This is a genomic window from Salibacterium lacus (genome assembly GCF_042684865.1).
Lineage (GTDB): Bacteria > Bacillota > Bacilli > Bacillales > Marinococcaceae > Salibacterium > Salibacterium lacus.
This window is the reverse complement of sequence record NZ_JBHUML010000008.1, coordinates 17,570-41,335: the sequence shown is the minus strand read 5'-3', so window position 1 is coordinate 41,335 and position 23,766 is coordinate 17,570. Positions and strand designations below refer to the sequence as shown.

Below are 23,766 nucleotides of genomic sequence, written 5' to 3'. Positions count from 1 at the left end.
GAAAGAACAGCAGAGAGATACTCTGCGTGTTCTTCCATAGAGTGGGAGGGCGTTTCCCGCCCGATCAACCACATCACGGACTAAGGAGGTGTATGTGCGTGGCTAAAAAAGTCGAGAAAGTAGTAAAGTTGCAGATTCCTGCCGGCAAAGCAAATCCGGCACCGCCCGTTGGTCCGGCGCTCGGTCAGGCAGGCGTGAATATCATGGGATTCTGTAAAGAATTCAACGCTCGCACGGCAGATGAAGCAGGTATGATTATTCCTGTTGAAATCTCTGTATACGAAGACCGTTCTTTTACTTTCATTACAAAAACTCCGCCCGCTGCCGTTCTCTTGAAGAAAGCAGCCGGCATTGAAAGTGGTTCCGGTGAACCGCATGTGAATAAAGTAGGTTCGGTTACGAGTGATCAGGTACGCGAAATCGCTGAAACAAAACAGCCTGACTTGAATGCGGCTGATCTGGATGCAGCGATCCGTATGGTTGAAGGAACGGCCCGCAGTATGGGGCTTAACGTAGAATAAAACACATTGCCTTGCCAAAGGTTGCGACTTCCTTTCCCAGCCGGAAAGGATACCTGTTCGCAACCTTTAAAAGTGGGAGGTCTAACCGTTAAAACCACAAATGAGGAGGAATAGCATTGGCTAAAAGAGGTAAAAAATATCAAGACGCTGTCAAGCTGATTGATAAAGAACAGGTATATAATACTGAAGAAGCCATTGAACTAGTGAAAAAGACATCTATCGCAAACTTTGATGAGACAGTAGAAGCTGCTGTCCGTCTCGGCGTGGACCCGCGTAAAAACGACCAGCAGCTCCGCGGAGCCGTTGTCCTTCCGCACGGAACAGGGAAAACCCAGCGCGTGCTTGTATTTGCCAAGGGTGATAAAGCACAGGAAGCAGAGCAGGCCGGTGCCGACTTTGTAGGAGAGGAAGACCTCGTCAACCAAGTACAGCAGGGCTGGTTTGATTTTGACGTTGTCATCGCAACTCCGGACATGATGGCCCAGGTTGGTAAGCTTGGTAAGATCCTTGGTCCTAAAGGACTTATGCCGAACCCTAAGACCGGTACGGTAACAATGGATGTAACCAAAGCGGTCGAAGAAGTAAAAGCTGGTAAGGTGGAATACCGGGTCGATAAATCCGGCAATATCCATGCGCCGATCGGGAAAATTTCGTTCGAGACAGAAAAACTGGCTGAAAATTTCAAGGCGTTGGTGGATGCCCTTGTTAAGGCAAAGCCGGCAGCGGCAAAAGGAACGTACGTAAGAGGTACAGCTGTGGCTTCCACAATGGGACCAGGTGTGACAATCAGTACTTCCACGCTCAACTTGAAATAATGAATTGACTGCCGGGGGAAAAACCGTTACACTTATAAACGGTATGAAATGTACTGGCAAGTAAAATATATGGATATTACCGCAGACAGCAGGTGCACACCGTGCTTAATTTCCTGCCGAGGTAGTTTTGGACATCCTCCCGGGATGGATTGAGACTGACCGCCTTCATGTCTGTGGACATGAAGGTTTTTTAATATTTTTCGTCTGTGGTCCACAATGAGAGCAGGAGGTGTAAAGGATGAGTGCAGTAATTGAACAGAAACAGCAGGTTGTTCAGGAAATTACGGATAAACTGGAAAACAGTGTATCTACCGTGGTTGTTGATTACCGCGGCCTGAACGTGGAAGAAGCTACAGAACTTCGGAAGCAGCTGCGCGAAGCGGGAGTGGACTTCAAGGTGTATAAAAACACAATGGTCCGCCGTGCTACAGAGAAAACCGATCTTACGGAACTTGACAGGTTTCTTCTCGGACCGACCGCTGTCGCGACGAGTACAGAAGATATTGTAGCGCCTGCGAAAATCATCAACAACTTTGCTAAAGAACACCCGGCGCTGGAGATTAAAACCGGTGTCATTCAAGGCCGTGTGGCTTCCCTGGAAGAAATTCAGGAACTTGCAAGTCTTCCTTCCCACGAAGGACTTGTATCCATGCTGCTTAACGTACTTCAGGCTCCGATCCGCAACTTTGCTCTGGCATCCAAGGCAGTTGCTGATCAAAAAGAAGAAGGCGCGTAAACGAAAACACGGGATGGTTCCCCGTCCTGAAAACAGATATTTATTAAAGGAGGATCTACAATGAGTAAAGAACAAATTATTGAAGAAATTAAAGAAATGTCCGTTCTTGAACTGAACGATCTTGTAAAAGCTATTGAAGAAGAATTTGGTGTAACTGCGGCAGCACCGGTTGCTGTCGGCGGCGGCGAAGCTGCTGAAGCAGAAGAAGAGCAGACTGACTTCGACCTTATCCTTGCTGACCCAGGTTCTTCCAAGGTTAACGTTATCAAAGTCGTTCGTGAAATCACAGGCCTTGGCCTGAAAGAAGCGAAGTCACTGGTTGACGGAACCCCGGATACACTTAAAGAAGGTGTAGAAAAAGAAGAAGCTGAACAGCTGAAAGGCCAGCTTGAAGAAGCAGGTGCGACAGTAGAACTGAAGTAAGCCGGGCAAGACCGAGAGCTTTCTCTTCCAATAGAGGAAGCTCTTTTTCATTATAAGTCTGTCAAGGAAGAGTTGTTTGAGGAAACACAGGAGATCTGTTAAAATGGTCGAACGATGTAAAAGGGTGTGAATAGATGGCAGGCCACTATTTTGATGAAAGCCCGGAACGTAAAAGTGAGCAAAGAGTAGTGACGGCGCAGCTCCGCGGGAAGCGGATGTCGTTTCACAGTGATCACGGTGTATTTTCCAAAAGCGAAGTGGATTACGGTACCCGCATGCTTCTGGAAGTTTATCGGTTTCCGGAGATGGAAGGAGATATTCTTGATATCGGATGCGGATATGGTTCTATTGGACTTACGCTTGCTGCCGAGGCAGACCGCACAATTTGGATGACAGATGTAAATGAGCGGGCTTTAAGCCTTGCCGCGCAGAATGCAGAAAAAGACGGGCTTTCTAACACCCGGATTATGAAGAGCAGCCTGTTTGAGGCGCTGGAGGGGGAAAAGTTTGCATCAGTGATTTCGAACCCGCCGGTCCGAGCCGGCAAAGAAACCGTGCACGCCCTCTTTGAAAAAGCGTATGACCACCTTTGCAGCAAAGGGACGTTCTGGACCGTACTTCAGAAAAAACAGGGAGCGCCCTCTGCAAAAGAAAAACTCAAGACGGTGTTTGACAGCGTGGATATTGAAGCCAGAAAAAAGGGATACTATATTTTTTGCGCAAAAAAGAATTGACCACAACGGATCGTTGTGTTAATATTGTTTAATGCGTATAAGTATCCTTGTTTCTGCATGCCGTTAAACATGTTCTCTCTTTATTTTTTATCATTGTACCACGTATAGGAGAGACAAGGGTAGGGAAAAATAATATAATCAGTCTGACATGTGGAAAATAGTGGTTCTTTCGTGAAGGAGATACTATTTTTTTCTTTGTGGGAGAGGTCAGGCACTGAAAGAATGATAACATAATAAGCCTTCACGGACGACGCAGTTCTCCGGTGATTTCAGGCGCTTATGTTTCTATAATTTTAGCAGCCGCCGTAGGGTTACTTTAGCCTGTGGTAACAGGTTGACATTATGTGATATTTAAGGGGTGACTCAGTTGACAGGTCAACTTATTCAGTTTGGACGCCACCGCCAAAGAAGAACGTATGCCCGTATCAACGAGGTGCTGGATCTTCCGAATCTTATTGAAATCCAGACCGCGTCGTATCAATGGTTTCTTGATGAGGGTATCCGGGAGATGTTTCAGGACATTTCTCCAATTGAGGATTTTACAGGGAATCTCGTGCTTGAATTCATCGATTACAACCTTGGTGAACCTAAGTATTCTATGGAAGAATCCAAAGAACGGGACGTAACCTTTTCTGCACCTTTACGGGTGAAAGTCCGTTTGATGAACAAGGAAACGGGTGAAGTGAAGGAACAGGAAGTATTTATGGGTGACTTCCCGTTAATGACCGATATCGGTACATTCATTATTAATGGGGCTGAGCGTATCATCGTTTCCCAGCTGGTCCGCTCCCCGAGTGTGTACTTTAACGAGAAACTGGACAAGAACGGGAAGAAAGGCCATACCGCTACGGTTATTCCGAACCGCGGAGCCTGGCTGGAGCTGGAGACCGATGCCAAGGATGTTGTGTACGTCAGAATCGACCGTACCAGGAAAGTACCGGTCACCGTGCTGCTCCGTGCACTTGGGTTCGGGTCTGATCAAGAGATCATTGACTTGCTTGGGGAAGATGAGTATCTTCGCAATACCCTTGAAAAAGATAATACGGAGGGCAGTGAAAAAGCACTGCTTGAGATTTATGAGCGTCTGCGCCCTGGCGAGCCCCCGACTGTTGACAGCGCCAAGAGTCTGTTAAACACTAGGTTTTTTGATCCAAAACGTTATGACTTTGCCAACGTCGGCCGTTACAAAGCAAATAAGAAACTTCATATCCAGAACCGCCTTTTCAATCAGCGTCTGGCTGAAACACTTGCTGATCCGGAAACAGGAGAAGTTCTGGCATCTGACGGTGATCTGCTGGACCGGCGTACACTTGACCGTCTGCTTCCATATCTGGAAAACGATATCGGGTTCAAACGGTACACTGTAGCCGGCGGGGTTTTAGAAGAAGCGGACCTGGATGTGCAGTCCATTAAGATTTATCCTCCTGAAGAACAGGAAGAAGACAAAGCAATTCAGGTAATAAGCAACGGTAATATCGACCGTGATGTAAAAAATATTACACCGGAAGACATTGTTTCAACGATTAATTACTTCTTTAACCTGCTCCACGGTGTAGGATTGACCGATGACATTGACCACCTCGGTAACCGCCGCCTTCGTTCTGTTGGTGAACTGCTCCAGAATCAATTCAGAATCGGGCTTTCCCGTATGGAACGTGTGGTGCGTGAACGGATGTCTATTCAGGATCCAAGTTCCATTACACCGCAGGCATTAATTAATATTCGTCCGGTTATCGCTTCGATTAAAGAGTTTTTCGGAAGCTCTCAGCTTTCACAGTTTATGGACCAGACAAATCCGCTGGCGGAGCTGACCCACAAACGCCGTCTTTCCGCACTCGGGCCCGGCGGCTTAACCAGGGAAAGAGCCGGCTTTGAAGTACGTGACGTCCATTATTCCCACTACGGCCGTATGTGTCCGATTGAAACACCGGAAGGGCCGAACATCGGTCTGATCAACTCCCTTTCCAGCTACGCGAAAGTGAATGAATTCGGGTTTATCGAGACTGCCTACCGGAGGGTGGACCACGAGACAGGTATTGTAACAGAGGAATGCGACTATCTCACAGCGGATGAAGAAGACAATTATATCGTTGCCCAGGCAAACGCAACTCTTACCGAAGACGGAAGGTTTGCCGAAGACAATATCATTGCCCGTTTCCGCGGGGAGAACACGCACGTTGCAAAAGAAAAAATCGACTACATGGACGTTTCTCCGAAACAGGTTGTGTCTGCAGCAACCGCGTGTATTCCGTTCCTTGAAAATGATGACTCCAACCGTGCACTGATGGGATCGAACATGCAGCGCCAGGCTGTTCCGCTGCTTGAACCGGAAGCGCCGCTTGTTGGAACCGGCATGGAACACGTCACTGCAAGAGACTCCGGAGCAGCGATTGTCGCACGAAATAAGGGCGTAGTAGAGCGTGTGACTGCACGCGAAATCTGGATCCGCCGTCTGGAAGATGTCGACGGAAAAGAAGTCGAAACAGATCTTGATAAGTATAGAATGTCCAAACACATTCGTTCCAACCAGGGAACCAGCTACAATCAGCGTCCGATTGCCAACGAAGGTGACCGCGTAGAGAGAGGCGAAGTTCTTGGTGACGGTCCATCCATGGAAAACGGAGAAATGGCGCTTGGACGTAATATCCTGGTCGGCTTCATGACATGGGAAGGTTACAACTATGAGGATGCAGTGATTCTCAGTGAACGCCTCGTGAAAGACGACGTCTATACGTCCGTCCATATCGAAGAATACGAATCTGAAGCCCGTGATACCAAGCTTGGTCCTGAAGAAATCACAAGGGATATACCAAACGTCAGCGAAGATGCGCTGAAAGATCTGGATGACCGAGGTATTATCCGGGTCGGTGCGGAAGTGAAAGATGGAGACATTCTGGTCGGCAAGGTCACTCCGAAAGGAATGACTGAACTGAGCGCGGAAGAACGTCTTCTGCACGCCATCTTTGGAGAAAAAGCGCGGGAAGTCCGCGATACTTCGCTGAAGGTTCCTCATGGTGCAGACGGCATTGTGCTTGACGTGAAAATATTCAACCGTGACGACGGCGATGAACTGCCTCCGGGTGTTAACCAGCTCGTCCGGGTTTATCTTGTGCAGAAACGTAAGATTCATGAAGGCGACAAAATGGCGGGACGTCACGGAAACAAGGGTGTTATTTCAAGAATCCTGCCCGAAGAAGATATGCCGTTCCTTCCGGACGGAACGCCGATTGAAATTATGTTGAACCCGCTCGGTGTTCCATCCCGTATGAACATCGGTCAGGTGCTGGAACTGCACCTTGGAATGGCTGCCCGTGAATTGAACGTACACATGGCTACTCCGGTATTTGACGGCGCCCGCGAAGAAGACGTCTGGGAAACTATTCAGGAAGCCGGTCTTGCAAGAGACGGCAAGACAGTTCTTTATGACGGACGTACCGGTGAGCCGTTTGACAACCGTGTTTCCGTAGGTGTGATGTATATGATCAAGCTGGCACACATGGTTGATGACAAACTTCACGCCCGTTCCACCGGACCATACTCCCTTGTTACCCAGCAGCCGCTCGGCGGAAAAGCGCAGTTCGGCGGACAGCGTTTCGGTGAAATGGAGGTCTGGGCACTGGAAGCTTATGGTGCGGCTTATACGCTTCAGGAAATCCTTACCGTAAAATCGGACGATGTCGTTGGTCGTGTAAAAACGTACGAGGCTATTGTAAAAGGGGAAAACGTACCTGAACCGGGTGTGCCTGAATCGTTTAAGGTCTTGATAAAAGAACTTCAGAGCCTCGGGATGGACGTAAAAATGCTGTCCAGTACAGAAGAAGAAATTGATATGAAGGAACTGGATGATGAAGAAGAGTCCAGCGGCACGTTGAACCTGAAACTGGAATCCAGCGAAAACGGCTGAAGCGGATTCTAAGAAACAAAGAAGAGGTGCATGGATGAAGCACCTCTTCCAACCCTGCTGAATGCCGCTATCCCAAAGTTTCGAAAGGGAGGTTGACCCCTTGATAGATGTGAATAATTTTGAATATATGAAAGTTGGTCTCGCATCCTCGGATAAAATGCGTTCATGGTCCCGTGGAGAAGTGAAAAAACCGGAAACGATCAACTACCGTACATTGAAACCGGAGAAAGACGGTCTTTTCTGTGAAAGAATTTTCGGTCCTACAAAAGACTGGGAGTGCCACTGCGGGAAGTATAAACGTGTGCGCTACAAGGGTGTTGTATGTGACCGCTGCGGCGTAGAAGTAACCCGTTCCAAAGTAAGACGGGAACGGATGGGCCACATTGAACTGGCAGCGCCGGTTTCCCATATCTGGTACTTCAAAGGTATCCCAAGCCGTATGGGTCTGGTGCTGGATATGTCTCCACGTTCACTGGAGGAAGTGATTTATTTTGCTTCTTATGTAGTGACCGATACCGGTGACACCCCTTTGGAATACAAACAACTGCTTTCTGAACGCGAATACCGCTCCTATTATGACAAATACGGGCGCAGTTTCACTGCTAAAATGGGCGCGGAAGCCATCCGTAAAATCCTTCAGAACATTGATTTGGAAAAAGAGGTTAAAATGCTGAAAGATGAGCTGGAAACCGCTCAGGGCCAGCGTCGTACAAGAGCTATCAAACGGCTTGAAGTACTCGAATCTTTCCGTCATTCCGGTAACGATCCAGCCTGGATGATTCTCGATGTTCTTCCGATTATTCCGCCGGAAATCCGCCCGATGGTACAGCTTGACGGTGGAAGGTTTGCAACGTCGGACCTGAACGATCTGTACCGCCGCGTTATTAACCGTAATAACCGGCTGAAGCGCCTGCTTGATCTTGGAGCACCGAATATCATTGTTCAAAACGAAAAACGGATGCTGCAGGAAGCAGTTGACGCGCTTATCGATAACGGGCGCCGCGGCCGTCCGGTAACAGGACCGGGAAACCGTCCCCTGAAGTCCCTTTCCCACATGCTGAAAGGAAAGCAGGGACGTTTCCGCCAGAACCTTCTCGGAAAACGTGTTGACTATTCCGGACGTTCTGTTATCGTTGTCGGTCCGAGTCTGAAAATGTATCAGTGCGGACTTCCAAAAGAAATGGCTCTTGAACTGTTTAAACCGTTTGTCATGAAAGAACTGGTCAGCCGTGGTCTTGCACACAATATCAAAAGCGCAAAACGCAAAGTGGAAAGAGTCCATGATGAAGTATGGGACGTTCTTGAAGAAGTGATTAAAGAGCATCCGGTACTGCTTAACCGGGCACCGACCCTCCACCGCCTCGGCATACAGGCATTTGAGCCGACACTTGTGGAAGGCCGCGCGGTAAAACTTCATCCGCTCGTCTGCACAGCGTATAACGCGGACTTTGACGGAGACCAGATGGCGGTTCACGTACCGCTTTCAGCAGAAGCGCAGGCTGAAGCACGCGTCCTGATGCTTGCCGCCCAAAACATCCTGAATCCAAAGGACGGAAAACCAGTTGTTACGCCGTCGCAGGACATGGTGCTTGGGAACTATTACCTTACGCTTGAACGTGAAGCAGCTACCGGTGAAGGGTCAATTTTCAAAGATCCAAACGAAGCACTGCAGGCTTATCACAGCGGCTATATCCACCTTCATACGAGAATAGCGCTTCCGGTATCCAGCCTTGGGAAAACCAACTTCACAGAAGAACAGAATAACAAACTGCTTCTGACAACGGTCGGCAAAATCATCTTTAACGAAATTCTGCCGACGTCCTTCCCGTATGTGAATGAACCGACGGGAACAAACCTGGAAGTTGCCGTTCCGGAGCAGTATATTGTCGATAAAACAACCAATGTAGCCGAAGAGTATAAAAAGCGTGAGCTGGTGCCGCCGTTTAAGAAAGGATTTCTCGGTGACGTTATTGCGGAAGTGTTTAAGAAGTTCCAGATTATCGAAACTTCCAAAATGCTGGACCGCATGAAAGACCTCGGTTTCTATTACTCAACGAAGGCGGGTATCACCGTAGGGATCTCAGACATCGTGGTTCTTGAAGACAAACCGGATATTCTGGAAGACGCTGAGAGCAAGGTCGACCAGGTCATGAAGCAGTTCCGGCGCGGTCTTATTACCGATGAAGAACGGTATAATAATGTCATCTCCATCTGGAGTGACGCAAAAGAAGTCATTCAGGATAAACTCCTGAAATCCTTATACACGATGAACCCGATTTATATGATGAGTGATTCCGGAGCCCGCGGTAACGCTTCAAACTTCACGCAGCTTGCCGGGATGCGCGGTCTGATGGCAAACCCATCTGGACGGATTATCGAACTTCCGATTAAATCAAGCTTCCGTGAGGGTCTGACAGTGCTTGAATACTTCATATCCACTCACGGTGCACGTAAAGGACTTGCCGATACCGCCCTTAAGACAGCGGACTCGGGCTATCTCACCCGCCGTCTTGTGGACGTGGCACAGGATGTTATCGTACGTGAGGATGACTGCGGCACGGACCGCGGCCTGGAAGTTGCACCTCTTCAGGAAGGCACCGAAGTTATTGAAAAACTTCAGGACCGCCTGGTAGGAAGAGTCGCTTTCAAGACTGTCCGTCATCCGGAAACAAAAGAAGTGTTGGTTAAAAAAGGGAACTTAGTAGATGAAGAAAAAGCAAAAGAAATTGAAGAAGCAGGCGTGGAAAGAGTAACAATCCGCTCTGTCTTCACCTGCGACAGCCGCCACGGCGTTTGTAAAAAATGTTACGGAAAGAACCTTGCTACAGGCTCGGATGTGGAAGTCGGCGAAGCTGTCGGCATCATTGCAGCGCAGTCAATCGGTGAGCCTGGTACCCAGCTGACGATGCGTACATTCCACACAGGCGGTGTAGCTGGAGACGACATCACCCAGGGGCTGCCGCGTATCCAGGAACTTGTTGAAGCAAGGAATCCGAAAGGGCAGGCGGTTATTTCAGAACTCGAGGGTGAAATAGTAGATATTAAAGAGCAGCAGGGCAAAAAAGAGATCACTGTTCAGGGTGGTCTGGAGAACAGAAGCTATACTACTGCGTATGGTGCGCGCCTGAAAGTCGATGTCGGCGACAAGGTAAAATCCGGAGAGCCGCTGACGGAAGGGTCGATTGATCCGAAAGAACTTCTACGTTATACCGGAGTGCAGGAAGTGCAGCGTTATCTCCTGAAAGAAGTGCAGAAAGTGTACAGTATGCAGGGGGTTGAAATCAGCGATAAGCACATTGAAGTCATGGTCAGCCAGATGCTTAAGAAAATCAGAGTTGCTGATCCCGGTGACACAGAAGTTCTGCCGGGTACCATGGTGGAAATCCAACACTTTGATAATGCCAATCAGAAGGTACTTGAAAATAACGGTCGGCCGGCAGTCGGTCACCCAATTATTCTTGGAATCACCAAGGCATCTCTTGAGACGGACTCGTTCCTTTCAGCTGCCTCGTTCCAGGAAACAACAAGAGTGCTTACAGATGCCGCCATTAAAGGAAAGCGTGACGAACTACTCGGTCTTAAAGAAAATGTCATCCTTGGTAAGCTTGTTCCAGCCGGAACCGGAATGCAGCGTTACCGGTCGCTTGAAATGGATAAACCGGAGGAGCAGGAAGCCCAAGTTGTGGAAACCGATGAAGAGACGGTACCGCAGAACTAAAACAGTGTTGACATCTTTCCACCGCGGTGATATGCTGTCAAAGTGCGCCTAACACCCTGTGCTTTGGAGGATGCAGAATGTCTTATGAAAAAGTTTCACAGGCGGATGAGGTTTTAATTGGTACGAAGCAAACGCTCAAAGCGCTGGAAGCAAACTTCGTCAAAGAAGTGATCGTAGCAGGGGACGCTGAAAACAGGGTTATCAGCAAGGTTATCCTGACCGCTGAATCAAAAGGAGTTCCTGTTTATACAGTGGATTCCATGCGCAGACTTGGAACAGTCTGTGGAATTGATGTGGGGGCAGCTTCGGTTGCACTGAAAAAGCAATGACGTTTTTGCTGGCAGGCTCTGTCTGCCGGCAAAAACTTTACTTTTGCTTTCCAACGAACCACCTGGAACGGTGGTCTTAAAAACCAGAAAAGAAGGGAGGCAGAATAATGCCGACAATGAACCAATTGGTGCGGAAAGGCCGTAAGATGAAGACAAAAGGATCGGACTCACCCGCGCTGAATAAAGGGTATAACAGTTACAGAAAAATTCCGACGGATCAGAACTCACCTCAAAAACGTGGTGTCTGCACCCGTGTCGGAACAATGACACCGAAGAAGCCGAACTCGGCGCTGCGTAAATATGCCCGTGTACGTTTGACCAATCAGATTGAAGTAACGGCTTACATTCCGGGAATCGGCCACAATCTTCAGGAGCACAGTGTTGTTCTTGTACGGGGCGGCCGTGTGAAGGACCTGCCGGGTGTGCGTTACCATATCGTACGCGGTGCTCTTGATACCGCTGGTGTCCAGAACCGTAAGTCAAGCCGTTCAAAATACGGTACCAAGCGTGCCAAAAAATAAATAACCTTTAAACAACAGGAAAGGAGGAGTTGACTCATGCCTCGTAAAGGACCAGTACCACGCAGAGATGTCCTGCCGGACCCGCTTTATAATTCCAAGCTTGTAACGAGACTGATCAATCGGATTATGCTGGATGGAAAGAAAGGGAAGGCGCAGAACATTCTTTACAAAGCGTTCACCCTTGTCGAAGAAAGATCAGGAAACGATCCGATGGAAGCATTTGATCAAGCGCTCAAAAATGTTATGCCGGTTCTGGAAGTTAAATCACGCCGTGTCGGCGGTGCTAACTACCAGGTTCCTATTGAAGTGAAGCCGGACCGCCGTACAACTCTCGGACTCCGCTGGATTGTCAGTTATGCCCGTCTCCGCGGGGAGAAAACTATGGAGGAACGTCTGGCCAATGAAATTCTGGATGCCTCCAACAATACAGGATCCGCTGTGAAAAAGCGTGAAGACACGCACCGTATGGCTGAAGCAAACAAAGCATTCGCTCATTACCGCTGGTAATAAGCAGCTATCTAACACCCTACTAATTAATTAGTTATGGAAGAAAGGAGAAATTGAAAGTTCATGGCACGAGAATTCTCCTTAGAAAAAACTCGTAATATCGGGATCATGGCTCACATTGATGCCGGTAAGACTACAGCCACAGAACGTGTTCTGTATTATACAGGACGTATCCATAAAATCGGGGAAACACACGAAGGTGCTTCTCAGATGGATTGGATGTCTCAGGAACAGGAACGCGGAATTACAATCACCTCCGCTGCAACAACAGCACAGTGGAAAGATCACAGAATTAATATTATTGACACGCCGGGACACGTCGATTTCACTGTAGAAGTGGAGCGTTCCCTTCGTGTACTGGACGGATCTGTCGCAGTGTTGGATGCGCAGTCCGGAGTGGAGCCGCAGACCGAAACTGTGTGGCGTCAGGCTACAACCTACCACGTTCCGCGTATTGTTTTTGTAAACAAGATGGATAAGGTTGGAGCGGACTTTTTATATTCCTGCTCTACATTAACAGATCGTCTTGATGCGAATGCCCACCCGATTCAGCTTCCGATTGGTGCAGAAGACAGCTTTGAGGGAATCATCGACTTGATCAACATGCAGGCATTTTACTACATGGATGATCTAGGTACACGCGCGGAAGCACGTGAGATTCCGCAGGAATATCGGGAACAGGCGGAAAAATACCGCGAATCTCTGATTGAGGCTGTTGCTGAATTTGATGAAGATATGATGATGAAGTACCTCGAGGGAGAAGAAGTCACCACGGATGAGATTAAAAAAGCAATCCGTAAGGGTACCCTGAATGTTGAATTCTATCCGGTACTGTGCGGATCCGCCTTTAAAAACAAAGGCGTACAGCTTATGATTGACGCTGTAATCGACTATCTTCCGTCCCCGCTTGATGTGCCTGCTATCAAAGGTTTCCTTCCGGACACCGAAGAGGAAGTGGAAAGATCAGCAGACGACGAAGGGCCGTTTTCCGCGCTTGCATTTAAAGTCTCAACAGACCCTTATGTCGGGAAGCTTACGTTCTTCCGGGTATATTCAGGCAGACTTGATGCCGGATCTTACGTTCGGAATTCCACGAAAGATAAAAGGGAAAGAGTCGGCCGTATCCTTCAGATGCATGCCAACTCCCGTGAAGAGATTTCAACCGTCTACTCCGGTGATATCGCAGGTGGTATCGGCCTGAAAGATACAGGCACCGGTGATACACTCTGTGGTGAAAAAGACAGAGTTATCCTGGAATCCATGGACTTTCCGGAACCGGTTATCAACCTTTCTGTGGAACCTAAATCAAAAGCCGACCATGACAAAATGGGTATTGCTCTTGGCAAGCTGGCTGAAGAAGATCCGACATTTCAGACGGAGACAGATGAAGAAACCGGCCAGACCATCATTAAAGGAATGGGTGAGCTTCATCTTGATATCATCATTGACCGTCTGAAACGCGAATTTAAAGTGGATGCCACAGTAGGTGCTCCGCAGGTGGCCTACCGTGAAACTATCCGCGAGTCAGCCGATGTTGAAGGGAAGTTTGTACGTCAGTCCGGCGGACGCGGCCAGTACGGTCATGTCTGGGTGACGTTTGAACCTAACGACGAAGGTGCAGGATACGAATTTGTTAACAAAATTGTCGGCGGCGTTGTTCCAAAAGAATACGTCAATTCGGTTCAGCAGGGTATCGGAGAAGCGCTCGACAATGGTCTTCTTGCAGGATATCCAATGGTTGATGTGAAGGCCACGCTGTTTGATGGTTCCTACCACGATGTAGACTCCAACGAAATGGCGTTTAAAGTGGCTGGATCCCTGGCTCTGAAAGAAGCAAAAAATCATTGTAAACCGGTTCTTCTTGAACCGTTGATGAGTGTAGAGGTTGTTATGCCGGAAGATTACATGGGAGATGTAATGGGCGATATTACTGCACGGCGCGGACGTGTCGAAGGCATGGAAGCACGCGGTAAATCCCAGGCAATCAAGGCCTTTGTTCCACTTTCCGAAATGTTCGGTTATGCAACCAATCTGCGTTCCATCACACAGGGACGCGGCAACTACACGATGTTCTTTGATCATTACGAAGAAGTACCAAAATCTATTTCGGAAGAGATTGTCTCAAAGAACACCGGAGAATAATTTTGTGTAAATGATTGTCTCTGCATTTGTTTTAATGTAAGCTGAAAAAGGTGATTCTCTAGTGGTGATACACCTTTTTGGCTTCCATATAATTAACCTGTATTAAAGGGAGGAAATTCACAATGGCTAAAGAAAAGTTTGATCGTTCCAAAACGCATACGAACATTGGTACTATCGGACACGTAGACCATGGTAAAACAACACTCACAGCTGCTATCACTACAGTACTCAACAAGAACTCCGGTACTGGTGAAGCTAGAGCATACGATACCATCGACAACGCTCCGGAAGAGCGTGAACGTGGAATCACAATCTCTACTGCACACGTAGAATACGAAACAGAAACCCGTCACTATGCACACGTGGACTGCCCGGGACACGCGGACTATGTGAAGAACATGATCACAGGTGCTGCGCAGATGGACGGAGCGATCCTCGTTGTGTCCGCAGCTGACGGCCCAATGCCGCAGACCCGCGAACATATTCTGCTTTCCCGTCAGGTTGGCGTACCATCCATCGTTGTATTCCTGAACAAAACAGACATGGTGGACGACGAAGAACTTCTTGAACTCGTAGAAATGGAAGTACGTGAGCTTCTTGGCGAGTATGACTTTGACGGTGACGACACACCGGTTGTTAAAGGCTCCGCCCTTCAGGCAATCGAAGGTGTAGAAGAACATGAGCAGGCTATTGTTGAACTCATGGAAGCAGTAGACAACTACATTCCGACACCGGACCGTGACAAAGATAAGCCATTCATGATGCCTGTTGAGGACGTATTCTCGATCACCGGCCGTGGTACTGTTGCGACCGGCCGTGTTGAACGCGGTATGCTTAACGTTGGTGACGAGGTCGAAATCATCGGGATCGTTGAAGACAAGCGTAAAACAACGGTTACCGGAGTGGAAATGTTCCGTAAGCTTCTTGATTATGCAGAAGCCGGCGACAACATCGGCGCCCTTCTCCGCGGTGTAAACCGTGAAGATATCAAACGCGGCCAGGTGCTTGCGAAGCCGAATTCGATCACACCGCATACAAAGTTTCAGGCGGAAGTTTATGTTCTTTCCAAAGAAGAAGGCGGTCGTCATACTCCTTTCTTTGAAAACTACCGCCCGCAGTTCTACTTCCGTACTACAGACGTTACCGGCATTATCCAACTGCCGGAAGGTGTAGAAATGGTTATGCCCGGCGATAACGTTGAAATGACAGTAGAACTCATCCAGCCGATTGCGATCGAAGAAGGAACGAAGTTCTCTATCCGCGAAGGCGGCCGTACTGTCGGCGCCGGCGTGGTTGCTAAGATCGAAAAGTAAGCCGGATAATGTAGAAGGATCCTGTCCATGGACAGGATCCTTTTTTTGCAGCAGAGAATATTCAGCCTGCAGGGAGACGCTGCCAATGGGTTTTTGCGCCGGACGCTCGAAACACTGTACAAAAACATTCATGGTGCAAAACCGTTTTATGATAATACAAAACGGATGTTTTTTATCAAATTATCTACATTCGGCACATTGCTGCTATTCTTCGCTGCAAAAAAATCAAGAAGAAATGTTGAATTTCTTTTTATAAGTCCTTGCATTCAGAAACTCGAATCATTATAATAGATAAAGTGTGACCATGGGCTTGTAGTTAATGCATTAAAAAGCGTTAGACACGTTTTAGTGCAGACTGCGCTTATGATCCAGGCGATGATGTGAAAGGTTGCCGACACACCCGGACCCTTTGCCATGGTTGGGGGTGTGGGAAATTTTCACGGAGTATGTCTGTAAAAATCGGGCGATAAAGGAGGGCTTATAATGGCAAATGAAAAGATCCGCATTCGTTTGAAAGCTTATGACCACCGGGTGCTGGACCAATCTGCAGAAAAGATTGTCGACACAGCGAAACGTTCCGGTGCGGGAGTATCAGGACCAATCCCGCTGCCGACGGAAAAATCGGTGTACACGATTCTTCGTGCAACACATAAGTTTAAAGATGCACGTGAACAGTTCGAAATGCGTACGCACAAGCGTTTGATTGATATTGTCAATCCGACACCGCAGACGGTCGATGCGCTCATGCGTCTAGACCTGGCGTCAGGTGTCGATATCGAAATAAAATTATAAAACCATCATTATTTAGGAGGTGTGACGAATGACCAAAGGAATCTTGGGTAAAAAAATCGGGATGACCCAGCTGTTTAATGAGCAGGGCGAACTACTTCCGGTTACCGTGATTGAAGCTGAACCAAACGTTGTTCTTCAAAAGAAAACGGCAGAATCGGATGGTTATGAATCTGTTCAACTGGGCGTTTATGATAAAAAGAGCACGAACGCAAACAAGCCGGAAAAAGGTCATGCAGACAAAGCCGGCGCTGCTCCCAAGCGCTACACTCGTGAACTCCGCAACGTAGAAGGAGATTACGAAGTTGGTCAGGAAGTCAAAGTAGATACGTTTGAAGCCGGAGAGCTTGTGGATGTTACAGGAACATCCAAAGGAAAAGGATTCGCTGGAGCTATCAAGCGTCATAACCAGGCACGCGGACCAATGACACACGGTTCTCATTTCCACCGCAGCCCCGGTTCCATGGGTGCAATGGGGCATTATCATGTCCTGAAAGGAAAGAAACTTCCTGGACGCATGGGCGGCGGCACTGTGACGGTGCAGAATCTTGAAATCGTCAAAGTGGACAGCGAACGTAATCTTCTTTTGATTAAAGGGAATGTTCCCGGCCCGCGTAAAAGCTACGTAACTCTACAATCCGCTGTCAAAACAGCGAAGTAACGTTTTATAGAAAGGAGGCTCCATTATGCCGACAATAGATCTTATGAATCAAAACGGCTCTAAAGTAGGAGACATCGAACTCTCTGATGCTGTTTTTGGTATAGAACCGAATGTAGATGTGCTTCATGATGCTGTTGTGATGCAGCAGGCTTCCCAGCGTCAGGGCACGCATAAAACAAAAAACCGTTCTGAAAGAAAGGGAGGCGGAGCTAAGCCTTGGCGCCAGAAGGGCACAGGACGTGCGCGTCATGGTTCAATCCGCTCACCGCTGTGGGTTAAAGGTGGAATTGTGTTTGGCCCTACTCCGAGACAGTACGGCTACAAACTTCCAAAGAAAGTCCGCAGACTTGCGATTAAATCCGCTTATTCCAGTAAAGTGAAAGACAATGAAGTGATCGTTGTTGACGATATTCAGCTGGAAGCTCCAAAGACGAAGGATATGATCAAGATTCTTTCCAGTCTTTCCGTAGAAGAGACAGCACTTGTTGTAACCGCTGATTACAATGAGCAGGTAGCCCTGTCCGCACGCAATATTGAAGGAGTTACTTTTGCTACTGTCAACGATGCGAATGCACTTGAGCTTTTGAAGCATGACAAACTCATCATTACGCAGGGAGCAGTAGAGAAGGTAGAGGAGGTGCTCGCATAATGGAAGCACGCGATGTGATCAAGCGCCCAGTTATTACCGAACGGTCTGCTGATTTAATGGAAGAAAAGAAATATACGTTTGAAGTCGACGTAAAGGCAAACAAAACACAGATTCTCAAAGCTGTGGAAGAAATCTTTGACGTCCAGGTAGCCAAAGTCAACACCATGAACTACAAAGGCAAATTCCGTCGTTTCGGCCGTTATACCGGCTATAAGCCAGACCGGAAAAAAGCAGTAGTGACATTGACTCCAGGCAGCGAAGAAATCGAATTCTTCGAAGGAGCATAAATCAATAGTGAAGGAGGGAAAAAAGGATGGCTATTAAAAGAACGAAACCCATTACTAATGGTCAGCGTTTCATGTCTATTAACAAGAATACGGAAGTAACAACAGATAAACCGGAACGGACGCTGCTTGAACCAAAGCACAAAAAAGGCGGACGTAACAACCATGGCCGTATTACGGTTCGTCATCAGGGCGGCGGTCATAAACAACAGTACCGGCTCATCGATTTCAAACGCGATAAGGATGGAGTACCGGGCCGTGTAGCGACGATCGAATACGATCCGAACCGTTCAGCCAATATCGCTCTCATCCACTATAAAGATGGAGAAAAGCGTTATATTCTCGCACCGAAAAACCTTCGTGTAGGACAAGAAATTGTCTCCGGACCGGAAGCAGACATTAAAACAGGAAATGCGCTGGCACTTTCGGATATCCCGGTAGGTACCGTTGTTCACAATATCGAGTTGAAACCAGGACGCGGAGCGCAGCTCGTTCGTTCTGCCGGCGCTGAAGCGCAGGTTCTTGGTAAGGAAGGCAAGTATGTACTTGTGCGTCTCCGCTCAGGTGAAACCCGCCTTATCCTTGCAACATGCAGAGCAACTGTCGGTCAGGTAGGCAACATTGAACACGAACTTGTTGTTATCGGAAAAGCCGGCCGCGGCCGCTGGCTCAACAAACGCCCGGTTGTACGCGGTTCTGCGATGAACCCTGCGGACCACCCGCACGGCGGCGGGGAAGGACGCGCTCCAATCGGCCGTACGACTCAGGTATCACCTTGGGGCACACCTGCTGTTGGTTACAAGACACGTAAGAAGAACAAAGACTCCGATAAATATATCGTCCGTAGACGTAAAAAGAAAAAGAAATAAATTCACAGCGCGCGCAGAATATGCCGCAGCATAAAAAACGAAAGGAGGTTTCCTCATGGCTCGCAGTCTAAAAAAGGGACCTTTTGTCGATGACCATTTAATAAAAAAGGTTGAGAACTTGAACGAAAAGAACGATAAGCAGGTAATTAAAACGTGGTCCCGCCGTTCTACAGTATTTCCGCAGTTCGTAGGACACACATTTGCTGTATATGACGGAAGAAAGCACGTACCTGTATTTGTTTCTGAAGATATGGTTGGCCATAAACTTGGGGAATTTGCTCCCACCAGAACGTTCAAAGGCCACAAAAACGACGACAGGAAAACAAGACGGTAAGAAGAGGGGAGGTTCTGAAAATGCAAGCTAAAGCAGTCGCGAAACAAGTCCGCATTGCCCCCCGCAAAGCACGGTTAGTTGTTGACCTCGTCAGGGGCAAAGAAATCGGCGAAGCCGTCGGCATCTTAAAAAATACGCCGAAAGCTGCTTCACCGATTGTCGAAAAGGTTCTGAACTCCGCAGTGGCAAACGCGGAACACAATTATGAAATGGAACCGGAAGATTTGTATGTGAGTGAAATTTTTGTAGATGAAGGCGTCACGATGAAACGTTTCCGTCCCCGTGCTATGGGACGCGCTACCGGAATCAGCAAACGTACCAGCCACATTACAGTAGTGGTATCAGAAAAGAAGGAGGGATAATGAGTGGGGCAAAAAGTAAATCCAGTAGGACTTAGACTCGGAGTCATCCGTGACTGGGATTCCAAATGGTTCGCAGAAAACAATTATGCAACGCTGTTGCACGAAGATATAAAAATCCGTGAATATATCGAAAACCGTCTGCAGGATGCTGCTGTTTCCACCGTTGAAATTGAACGGGCAGCCAACCGTGTGAACATTACCATTCACACTGCAAAACCGGGAATGGTTATTGGTAAAGGCGGTTCAGAAGTGGAAATTCTCCGCAAAGCACTAAATGAACTAACTGGAAAAAGAGTTCACATCAACATTTCTGAAGTGAAAAATCCAGACTTGGATGCCAGACTGGTCGCTGACAACATCGCACGCCAGCTTGAAAACCGTGTATCCTTCCGCCGTGCCATGAAACAGTCCATTCAACGCACACTGCGTGCCGGCGCACAGGGTATCAGAACAGAAGTATCCGGACGTATCGGCGGTGCTGATATCGCCCGTAACGAAAGTTATAATGAAGGTACTGTTCCACTCCACACACTGCGTGCCGACATTGATTATGGTACAGCGGAAGCTGACACAACGTACGGTAAACTTGGTGTGAAGATCTGGATTTATCGTGGAGAAGTCCTTCCATCGAAAGGTTCGAACAACGAGGAAGGAGGAGAATAAGTTATGTTAATGCCAAAACGCGTAAAGTTCCGCCGCGAACACCGTGGAAGAACGAAAGGCCGTGCAAAAGGCGGAACAGAAGTTTCTTTTGGTGAATTCGGTCTGCAGGCACTGGATCCGGCATGGGTTTCCAACCGTCAGATTGAAGCAGCCCGTATCGCGATGACCCGTTATATGAAGCGTGGAGGTAAAGTCTGGATTAAGATCTTTCCGGATAAGCCTTACACACAGAAGCCGCTTGAAGTACGGATGGGTTCCGGTAAAGGTTCTCCTGAAGGCTGGGTGGCTGTAGTAAAGCCAGGAAAAATTATGTTTGAAATCGCAGGTGTTTCCGAAGAAGTTGCCCGGGAAGCACTTAGACTTGCGTCTCACAAACTTCCAGTGAAAACGAAGTTTGTAAAACGTGAAGAAGTGGGTGGTGAGGCAAATGAAAGCTAATCAATTCAGAGACTTGACCTCAACAGAAATAGAAGAACAGACACAGACCCTGAAAGAAGAGCTCTTTAATCTCCGATTTCAGCTGGCAACCGGACAACTTGAAAATCCTGCCCGCCTTCGCAATGTCCGCAAGGACATCGCACGCGCTAAGACAGTGTTGCGTGAACGTGAGCTTGGTCTGAACAAAGCATAAAACAAGAGGGGAGGTTTGGCATAAAATGGCTGAACGTAACCAGCGGAAAGTCTATATCGGCCGTGTTGTTTCCGACAAAATGGATAAAACAATTTCGGTCTACGTCGAAACGTATAAAAAAGATTCCCTTTACGGCAAGCGTGTTAAAGATTCGAAGAAATTTAAGGCGCATGATGAAGACAATGCAGCAAAGCATGGAGACATTGTTAAAATCATGGAAACCCGCCCGCTTTCTAAAGATAAACGCTTCCGTCTTGTAGAAGTTGTTGAGGAATCCGTTATTATCTAAACAATCTTTTGTGGAAGAAGGGAGGTTAAACGTCTATGATTCAAGAAGAAACCATGTTGAAAGTTGCTGATAACTCCGGCGCCCGTGAAATTAAAACGATTAAAGTACTGGGTGGCTCCGGACGTAAAACAGCCAATATCGGTGACATGATTGTATGTTCTGTGAAGCAGGCAACACCAGGTGGCGTTGTCAAGAAAAACGAAGTGGTTCGTGCCGTCATTGTACGTTCAAAAAGCGGTGCGCGCCGTCCGGATGGCTCCTATATCCGTTTCGGTGAAAATGCAGCCGTTATTGTCCGGGACGACAAAAGTCCCCGCGGAACACGTATTTTCGGACCAGTAGCACGGGAACTACGCAGTTCGCAATATATGAAGATTGTTTCCCTCGCCCCGGAAGTTCTTTAATAAAAGCCAGTATGGCCCGATGAAGGAGGTGCGATCATGAGTCAACCGAAACTCCATGTGAAAACAGGCGATAAAGTCAAAGTCATCACAGGAAAAGATAAAGGCAGCGAAGGCGTCATCCTTAAGGCATTTCCAAGCCAGTCCCGTGTACTGGTTGAGGGTGTAAATGTTGTTAAAAAACACGAAAAGCCTTCTCAGGAAAATCCACAGGGCGGTATATCCAATCAGGAAGCACCGATTCATGTCTCCAATGTGATGCCGCTGGATCCAAGTACGAATGAACCGACAAGAGTCGGATTTAAAATAGAAGACGGCAAAAAAATCCGTATCGCCAAAAAATCCGGCGAAGCCCTTGATTAAGTAAGTCGTTGAGGAAAGGAGGTCCCTTTAATGAACGCGCTCAGAGAAAAATTCAAAAACGATATTGTGCCTCATCTGCACAATAAATACGAATACTCTTCCGTAATGGGAGTGCCCAAGGTCGAAAAGATCGTAATTAACATGGGAATCGGCGATGCAGTGCAGAACCCGAAAGCCCTTGATAAAGCAGTGGAAGAACTGTCACTTATCAGTGGTCAAAAACCACTTATCACCAAAGCAAAGAGATCTATTGCAGGATTTAAGGTACGTCAGGGTATGCCGATCGGTACCAAAGTCACTCTTCGCGGACCAAGAATGTATGAGTTCCTGGAGAAGCTGATTAACGTTTCACTTCCTCGTGTACGTGACTTCCGCGGTGTTTCGAACAAAGCCTTTGACGGCCGCGGCAATTTCACGCTTGGTGTGAAAGAGCAATTGATTTTCCCGGAAATCGAATACGATAAAGTAGATAAAGTACGCGGCATGGATATAGTTATCGTAACATCAGCTGAGACGGACGAAGAAGCTTATGAGCTACTCGACCAGATGGGCATGCCGTTTAAAAAATAAATTGAACATGTAAAGGAGGTAAATGGACCTTGGCAAAAAAATCGATGGTCGCCAAACAGCAACGTCCTCAAAAGTTCAAAGTGCGCGAGTATACGCGTTGCGAGCGTTGCGGACGTCCTCACTCCGTTATGCGTAAATTTAAACTCTGCCGGATTTGTTTCCGCGAGTTAGCCTATAAAGGACAAATTCCAGGCGTTAAAAAAGCCAGCTGGTAAGCCCGAGACAGGGAAGGAGGTAAATCGATATGGTCATGACTGATCCAATAGCAGATATGCTGACCCGCATCCGGAATGCGAACACGGTCCGCCACGAGAAGCTTGAACTTCCGGCATCGAACCTGAAAAGTGAAGTTGCCAATATCCTCAAGCAGGAAGGCTTTGTCCGCGATGTGGAGTCTGTAGAAGACAATAAACAGGGAATCATCCGCATCTTTTTGAAATACGGGGCGGAGAATGAACGTGTTATCACAGGACTTAAACGAATCAGTAAACCCGGACTCCGCGTTTACGCCAAAGCAGAGGAACTCCCTCGTGTTCTCGGCGGACTGGGAATTGCCGTTATTTCAACATCCAACGGCGTGATGAGCGATAAAGAAGCAAGGAAAAAACAGGTCGGCGGCGAAGTACTTGCTTACGTTTGGTAATGAAAACTGAGTCAGAACGGAGGTGTAATGAATGTCACGTATTGGTGTAAAACCTATTGAGCTCACAAGTGATGTAACGGCAGCGCTGGAGGGAAACACAATTACGGTAAAAGGACCAAAAGGGGAATTGACCCGTAATCTTCATCCTGAAATCAAAGTAAATGTCGGTGAAGAAGAGATCACATTTGAGCGTCCAAGTAATAATAAGCAGCACCGCTCTCTTCACGGCACAACCCGCAGTGTTGTAAACAACATGGTGGAAGGTGTCAAAAACGGATTCGAAAAAAGTCTGGAACTTGTCGGTGTCGGTTACCGCGCAAGTAAATCCGGGGAAAAAGTGGTATTGAACGTCGGCTATTCCCATCCGGTTGAAGTAGCACCGGAAGAAGGAATCGAACTGGAAGTGCCATCGAACACCAAAATAGTGGTTAGAGGAATTGACAAGGAACGTGTCGGAGCCACGGCCTCCAACATCCGTTCTGTGAGACTTCCAGAACCTTACAAAGGCAAAGGCATCCGTTATGAAAACGAACATGTCCGTCAAAAAGTAGGTAAGACTGGTAAGTAACGTTTCCGCTAATCGTCATGAAAGGAG

The 23,766-nt window shown here is 47.8% G+C and carries 29 protein-coding genes and 1 other annotated feature; all 29 genes read left to right on the top strand.

Annotation, left to right across the window (positions count from 1 at the left end):
• Positions 1-98 precede the first annotated feature (98 nt).
• Positions 99-521, top strand: a complete 423-nt coding sequence (gene rplK / locus ACFSUB_RS17840) for a 50S ribosomal protein L11 (protein WP_090927723.1) — start codon at positions 99-101, stop codon at positions 519-521.
• Positions 522-637: 116 nt separating this feature from the next.
• On the top strand, positions 638-1,336 hold the full coding sequence (gene rplA, locus ACFSUB_RS17835) for a 50S ribosomal protein L1 (protein WP_380714637.1): 699 nt from the start codon (positions 638-640) through the stop codon (positions 1,334-1,336).
• A gap of 61 nt (positions 1,337-1,397) precedes the next feature.
• Positions 1,398-1,537 (top strand) — a sequence feature (ribosomal protein L10 leader region).
• A gap of 37 nt (positions 1,538-1,574) precedes the next feature.
• Complete coding sequence (rplJ, locus tag ACFSUB_RS17830) at positions 1,575-2,072, top strand: 50S ribosomal protein L10 (RefSeq protein ID WP_380714636.1); 498 nt, start codon at positions 1,575-1,577, stop codon at positions 2,070-2,072.
• Positions 2,073-2,132: 60 nt separating this feature from the next.
• The gene (gene rplL, locus ACFSUB_RS17825; protein WP_380714635.1) at positions 2,133-2,495 is read left to right on the top strand and encodes a 50S ribosomal protein L7/L12; all 363 of its coding nucleotides are present in this window, start codon (positions 2,133-2,135) and stop codon (positions 2,493-2,495) included.
• A gap of 134 nt (positions 2,496-2,629) precedes the next feature.
• Entirely contained in the window at positions 2,630-3,229 is a 600-nt protein-coding gene (locus ACFSUB_RS17820; protein WP_380714634.1) for a class I SAM-dependent methyltransferase, read from the top strand.
• Positions 3,230-3,596: 367 nt separating this feature from the next.
• A complete protein-coding gene (rpoB, locus tag ACFSUB_RS17815) occupies positions 3,597-7,133 on the top strand; it encodes a DNA-directed RNA polymerase subunit beta (RefSeq protein ID WP_380714633.1) in 3,537 nt (1,178 codons plus the stop codon).
• A gap of 100 nt (positions 7,134-7,233) precedes the next feature.
• Positions 7,234-10,851, top strand: a complete 3,618-nt coding sequence (gene rpoC, locus ACFSUB_RS17810; RefSeq protein ID WP_380714632.1) for a DNA-directed RNA polymerase subunit beta' — start codon at positions 7,234-7,236, stop codon at positions 10,849-10,851.
• A gap of 77 nt (positions 10,852-10,928) precedes the next feature.
• Positions 10,929-11,180, top strand: coding sequence for a 50S ribosomal protein L7ae-like protein (locus ACFSUB_RS17805; protein ID WP_380714631.1), 252 nt, complete (start codon positions 10,929-10,931; stop codon positions 11,178-11,180).
• 107 nt (positions 11,181-11,287) lie between these two features.
• Positions 11,288-11,701 carry a 30S ribosomal protein S12 gene (rpsL, locus tag ACFSUB_RS17800; protein ID WP_380714630.1) on the top strand — a complete coding sequence of 138 codons (414 nt, stop codon included), beginning with the start codon at positions 11,288-11,290 and terminating at the stop codon, positions 11,699-11,701.
• Positions 11,702-11,737: 36 nt separating this feature from the next.
• Complete coding sequence (gene rpsG / locus ACFSUB_RS17795) at positions 11,738-12,208, top strand: 30S ribosomal protein S7 (RefSeq protein ID WP_090927732.1); 471 nt, start codon at positions 11,738-11,740, stop codon at positions 12,206-12,208.
• 63 nt (positions 12,209-12,271) lie between these two features.
• Positions 12,272-14,350 (top strand): elongation factor G, encoded by a 2,079-nt coding sequence (gene fusA, locus ACFSUB_RS17790; protein WP_380714629.1) that lies wholly within the window; start codon positions 12,272-12,274, stop codon positions 14,348-14,350.
• Between the two features lie 122 nt (positions 14,351-14,472).
• Positions 14,473-15,663 (top strand): elongation factor Tu, encoded by a 1,191-nt coding sequence (tuf, locus tag ACFSUB_RS17785; protein WP_380714627.1) that lies wholly within the window; start codon positions 14,473-14,475, stop codon positions 15,661-15,663.
• 483 nt (positions 15,664-16,146) lie between these two features.
• Positions 16,147-16,455 (top strand): 30S ribosomal protein S10, encoded by a 309-nt coding sequence (rpsJ, locus tag ACFSUB_RS17780; protein ID WP_380714626.1) that lies wholly within the window; start codon positions 16,147-16,149, stop codon positions 16,453-16,455.
• A gap of 28 nt (positions 16,456-16,483) precedes the next feature.
• The gene (rplC, locus tag ACFSUB_RS17775) at positions 16,484-17,113 is read left to right on the top strand and encodes a 50S ribosomal protein L3 (protein WP_380714625.1); all 630 of its coding nucleotides are present in this window, start codon (positions 16,484-16,486) and stop codon (positions 17,111-17,113) included.
• A gap of 25 nt (positions 17,114-17,138) precedes the next feature.
• Positions 17,139-17,762, top strand: coding sequence for a 50S ribosomal protein L4 (gene rplD, locus ACFSUB_RS17770; protein WP_380714624.1), 624 nt, complete (start codon positions 17,139-17,141; stop codon positions 17,760-17,762).
• The gene (gene rplW / locus ACFSUB_RS17765; protein WP_380714656.1) at positions 17,759-18,049 is read left to right on the top strand and encodes a 50S ribosomal protein L23; all 291 of its coding nucleotides are present in this window, start codon (positions 17,759-17,761) and stop codon (positions 18,047-18,049) included. Before rplD ends, rplW begins: the two co-directional genes overlap by 4 nt.
• Positions 18,050-18,075: 26 nt before the next feature.
• A complete protein-coding gene (rplB, locus tag ACFSUB_RS17760; RefSeq protein WP_380714623.1) occupies positions 18,076-18,915 on the top strand; it encodes a 50S ribosomal protein L2 in 840 nt (279 codons plus the stop codon).
• Between the two features lie 55 nt (positions 18,916-18,970).
• On the top strand, positions 18,971-19,249 hold the full coding sequence (gene rpsS / locus ACFSUB_RS17755; protein ID WP_090927739.1) for a 30S ribosomal protein S19: 279 nt from the start codon (positions 18,971-18,973) through the stop codon (positions 19,247-19,249).
• 20 nt (positions 19,250-19,269) lie between these two features.
• Entirely contained in the window at positions 19,270-19,611 is a 342-nt protein-coding gene (gene rplV / locus ACFSUB_RS17750; RefSeq protein ID WP_090927740.1) for a 50S ribosomal protein L22, read from the top strand.
• 3 nt (positions 19,612-19,614) lie between these two features.
• Entirely contained in the window at positions 19,615-20,274 is a 660-nt protein-coding gene (gene rpsC / locus ACFSUB_RS17745) for a 30S ribosomal protein S3 (RefSeq protein ID WP_380714622.1), read from the top strand.
• 3 nt (positions 20,275-20,277) lie between these two features.
• Positions 20,278-20,712, top strand: coding sequence for a 50S ribosomal protein L16 (gene rplP / locus ACFSUB_RS17740; RefSeq protein WP_090927742.1), 435 nt, complete (start codon positions 20,278-20,280; stop codon positions 20,710-20,712).
• A complete protein-coding gene (rpmC, locus tag ACFSUB_RS17735; RefSeq protein WP_090927743.1) occupies positions 20,702-20,905 on the top strand; it encodes a 50S ribosomal protein L29 in 204 nt (67 codons plus the stop codon). The genes rplP and rpmC overlap by 11 nt, the downstream gene beginning before the upstream one ends.
• Before the next feature lie 25 nt (positions 20,906-20,930).
• Positions 20,931-21,194, top strand: coding sequence for a 30S ribosomal protein S17 (gene rpsQ / locus ACFSUB_RS17730; RefSeq protein ID WP_380714621.1), 264 nt, complete (start codon positions 20,931-20,933; stop codon positions 21,192-21,194).
• A gap of 35 nt (positions 21,195-21,229) precedes the next feature.
• Complete coding sequence (gene rplN, locus ACFSUB_RS17725; RefSeq protein ID WP_090927745.1) at positions 21,230-21,598, top strand: 50S ribosomal protein L14; 369 nt, start codon at positions 21,230-21,232, stop codon at positions 21,596-21,598.
• A gap of 36 nt (positions 21,599-21,634) precedes the next feature.
• Positions 21,635-21,958: a 50S ribosomal protein L24 gene (gene rplX, locus ACFSUB_RS17720; RefSeq protein WP_380714620.1), complete on the top strand. Its 324-nt coding sequence runs from the start codon at positions 21,635-21,637 to the stop codon at positions 21,956-21,958.
• A 30-nt stretch (positions 21,959-21,988) separates the two neighbouring features.
• Positions 21,989-22,528: a 50S ribosomal protein L5 gene (rplE, locus tag ACFSUB_RS17715; RefSeq protein ID WP_380714619.1), complete on the top strand. Its 540-nt coding sequence runs from the start codon at positions 21,989-21,991 to the stop codon at positions 22,526-22,528.
• Positions 22,529-22,557: 29 nt separating this feature from the next.
• Complete coding sequence (locus tag ACFSUB_RS17710; RefSeq protein WP_090927748.1) at positions 22,558-22,743, top strand: type Z 30S ribosomal protein S14; 186 nt, start codon at positions 22,558-22,560, stop codon at positions 22,741-22,743.
• Between the two features lie 29 nt (positions 22,744-22,772).
• The gene (gene rpsH / locus ACFSUB_RS17705) at positions 22,773-23,171 is read left to right on the top strand and encodes a 30S ribosomal protein S8 (protein WP_093338620.1); all 399 of its coding nucleotides are present in this window, start codon (positions 22,773-22,775) and stop codon (positions 23,169-23,171) included.
• Between the two features lie 31 nt (positions 23,172-23,202).
• The gene (rplF, locus tag ACFSUB_RS17700; RefSeq protein ID WP_380714618.1) at positions 23,203-23,739 is read left to right on the top strand and encodes a 50S ribosomal protein L6; all 537 of its coding nucleotides are present in this window, start codon (positions 23,203-23,205) and stop codon (positions 23,737-23,739) included.
• Positions 23,740-23,766: the final 27 nt, after the last annotated feature.

Excerpts from the sequence above, each read along its gene's own strand:
- rpsL (WP_380714630.1), top strand. The coding sequence starts at position 11,288 with ATGCCGACAATGAACCAATTGGTGCGGAAAGGCCGTAAGATGAAGACA.
- rplJ (WP_380714636.1), top strand. The coding sequence starts at position 1,575 with ATGAGTGCAGTAATTGAACAGAAACAGCAGGTTGTTCAGGAAATTACG.
- ACFSUB_RS17820 (WP_380714634.1), top strand. The coding sequence starts at position 2,630 with ATGGCAGGCCACTATTTTGATGAAAGCCCGGAACGTAAAAGTGAGCAA.
- rplE (WP_380714619.1), top strand. The coding sequence starts at position 21,989 with ATGAACGCGCTCAGAGAAAAATTCAAAAACGATATTGTGCCTCATCTG.
- rplD (WP_380714624.1), top strand. The coding sequence starts at position 17,139 with ATGCCGACAATAGATCTTATGAATCAAAACGGCTCTAAAGTAGGAGAC.
- rpsQ (WP_380714621.1), top strand. The coding sequence starts at position 20,931 with ATGGCTGAACGTAACCAGCGGAAAGTCTATATCGGCCGTGTTGTTTCC.
- fusA (WP_380714629.1), top strand. The coding sequence starts at position 12,272 with ATGGCACGAGAATTCTCCTTAGAAAAAACTCGTAATATCGGGATCATG.
- rpsH (WP_093338620.1), top strand. The coding sequence starts at position 22,773 with ATGGTCATGACTGATCCAATAGCAGATATGCTGACCCGCATCCGGAAT.
- rplB (WP_380714623.1), top strand. The coding sequence starts at position 18,076 with ATGGCTATTAAAAGAACGAAACCCATTACTAATGGTCAGCGTTTCATG.
- rplF (WP_380714618.1), top strand. The coding sequence starts at position 23,203 with ATGTCACGTATTGGTGTAAAACCTATTGAGCTCACAAGTGATGTAACG.
- rplC (WP_380714625.1), top strand. The coding sequence starts at position 16,484 with ATGACCAAAGGAATCTTGGGTAAAAAAATCGGGATGACCCAGCTGTTT.
- rpsS (WP_090927739.1), top strand. The coding sequence starts at position 18,971 with ATGGCTCGCAGTCTAAAAAAGGGACCTTTTGTCGATGACCATTTAATA.
- rplV (WP_090927740.1), top strand. The coding sequence starts at position 19,270 with ATGCAAGCTAAAGCAGTCGCGAAACAAGTCCGCATTGCCCCCCGCAAA.
- rpmC (WP_090927743.1), top strand. The coding sequence starts at position 20,702 with ATGAAAGCTAATCAATTCAGAGACTTGACCTCAACAGAAATAGAAGAA.
- tuf (WP_380714627.1), top strand. The coding sequence starts at position 14,473 with ATGGCTAAAGAAAAGTTTGATCGTTCCAAAACGCATACGAACATTGGT.
- rplL (WP_380714635.1), top strand. The coding sequence starts at position 2,133 with ATGAGTAAAGAACAAATTATTGAAGAAATTAAAGAAATGTCCGTTCTT.
- rpsG (WP_090927732.1), top strand. The coding sequence starts at position 11,738 with ATGCCTCGTAAAGGACCAGTACCACGCAGAGATGTCCTGCCGGACCCG.
- ACFSUB_RS17805 (WP_380714631.1), top strand. The coding sequence starts at position 10,929 with ATGTCTTATGAAAAAGTTTCACAGGCGGATGAGGTTTTAATTGGTACG.
- rplN (WP_090927745.1), top strand. The coding sequence starts at position 21,230 with ATGATTCAAGAAGAAACCATGTTGAAAGTTGCTGATAACTCCGGCGCC.
- rplX (WP_380714620.1), top strand. The coding sequence starts at position 21,635 with ATGAGTCAACCGAAACTCCATGTGAAAACAGGCGATAAAGTCAAAGTC.
- rplP (WP_090927742.1), top strand. The coding sequence starts at position 20,278 with ATGTTAATGCCAAAACGCGTAAAGTTCCGCCGCGAACACCGTGGAAGA.
- rpsJ (WP_380714626.1), top strand. The coding sequence starts at position 16,147 with ATGGCAAATGAAAAGATCCGCATTCGTTTGAAAGCTTATGACCACCGG.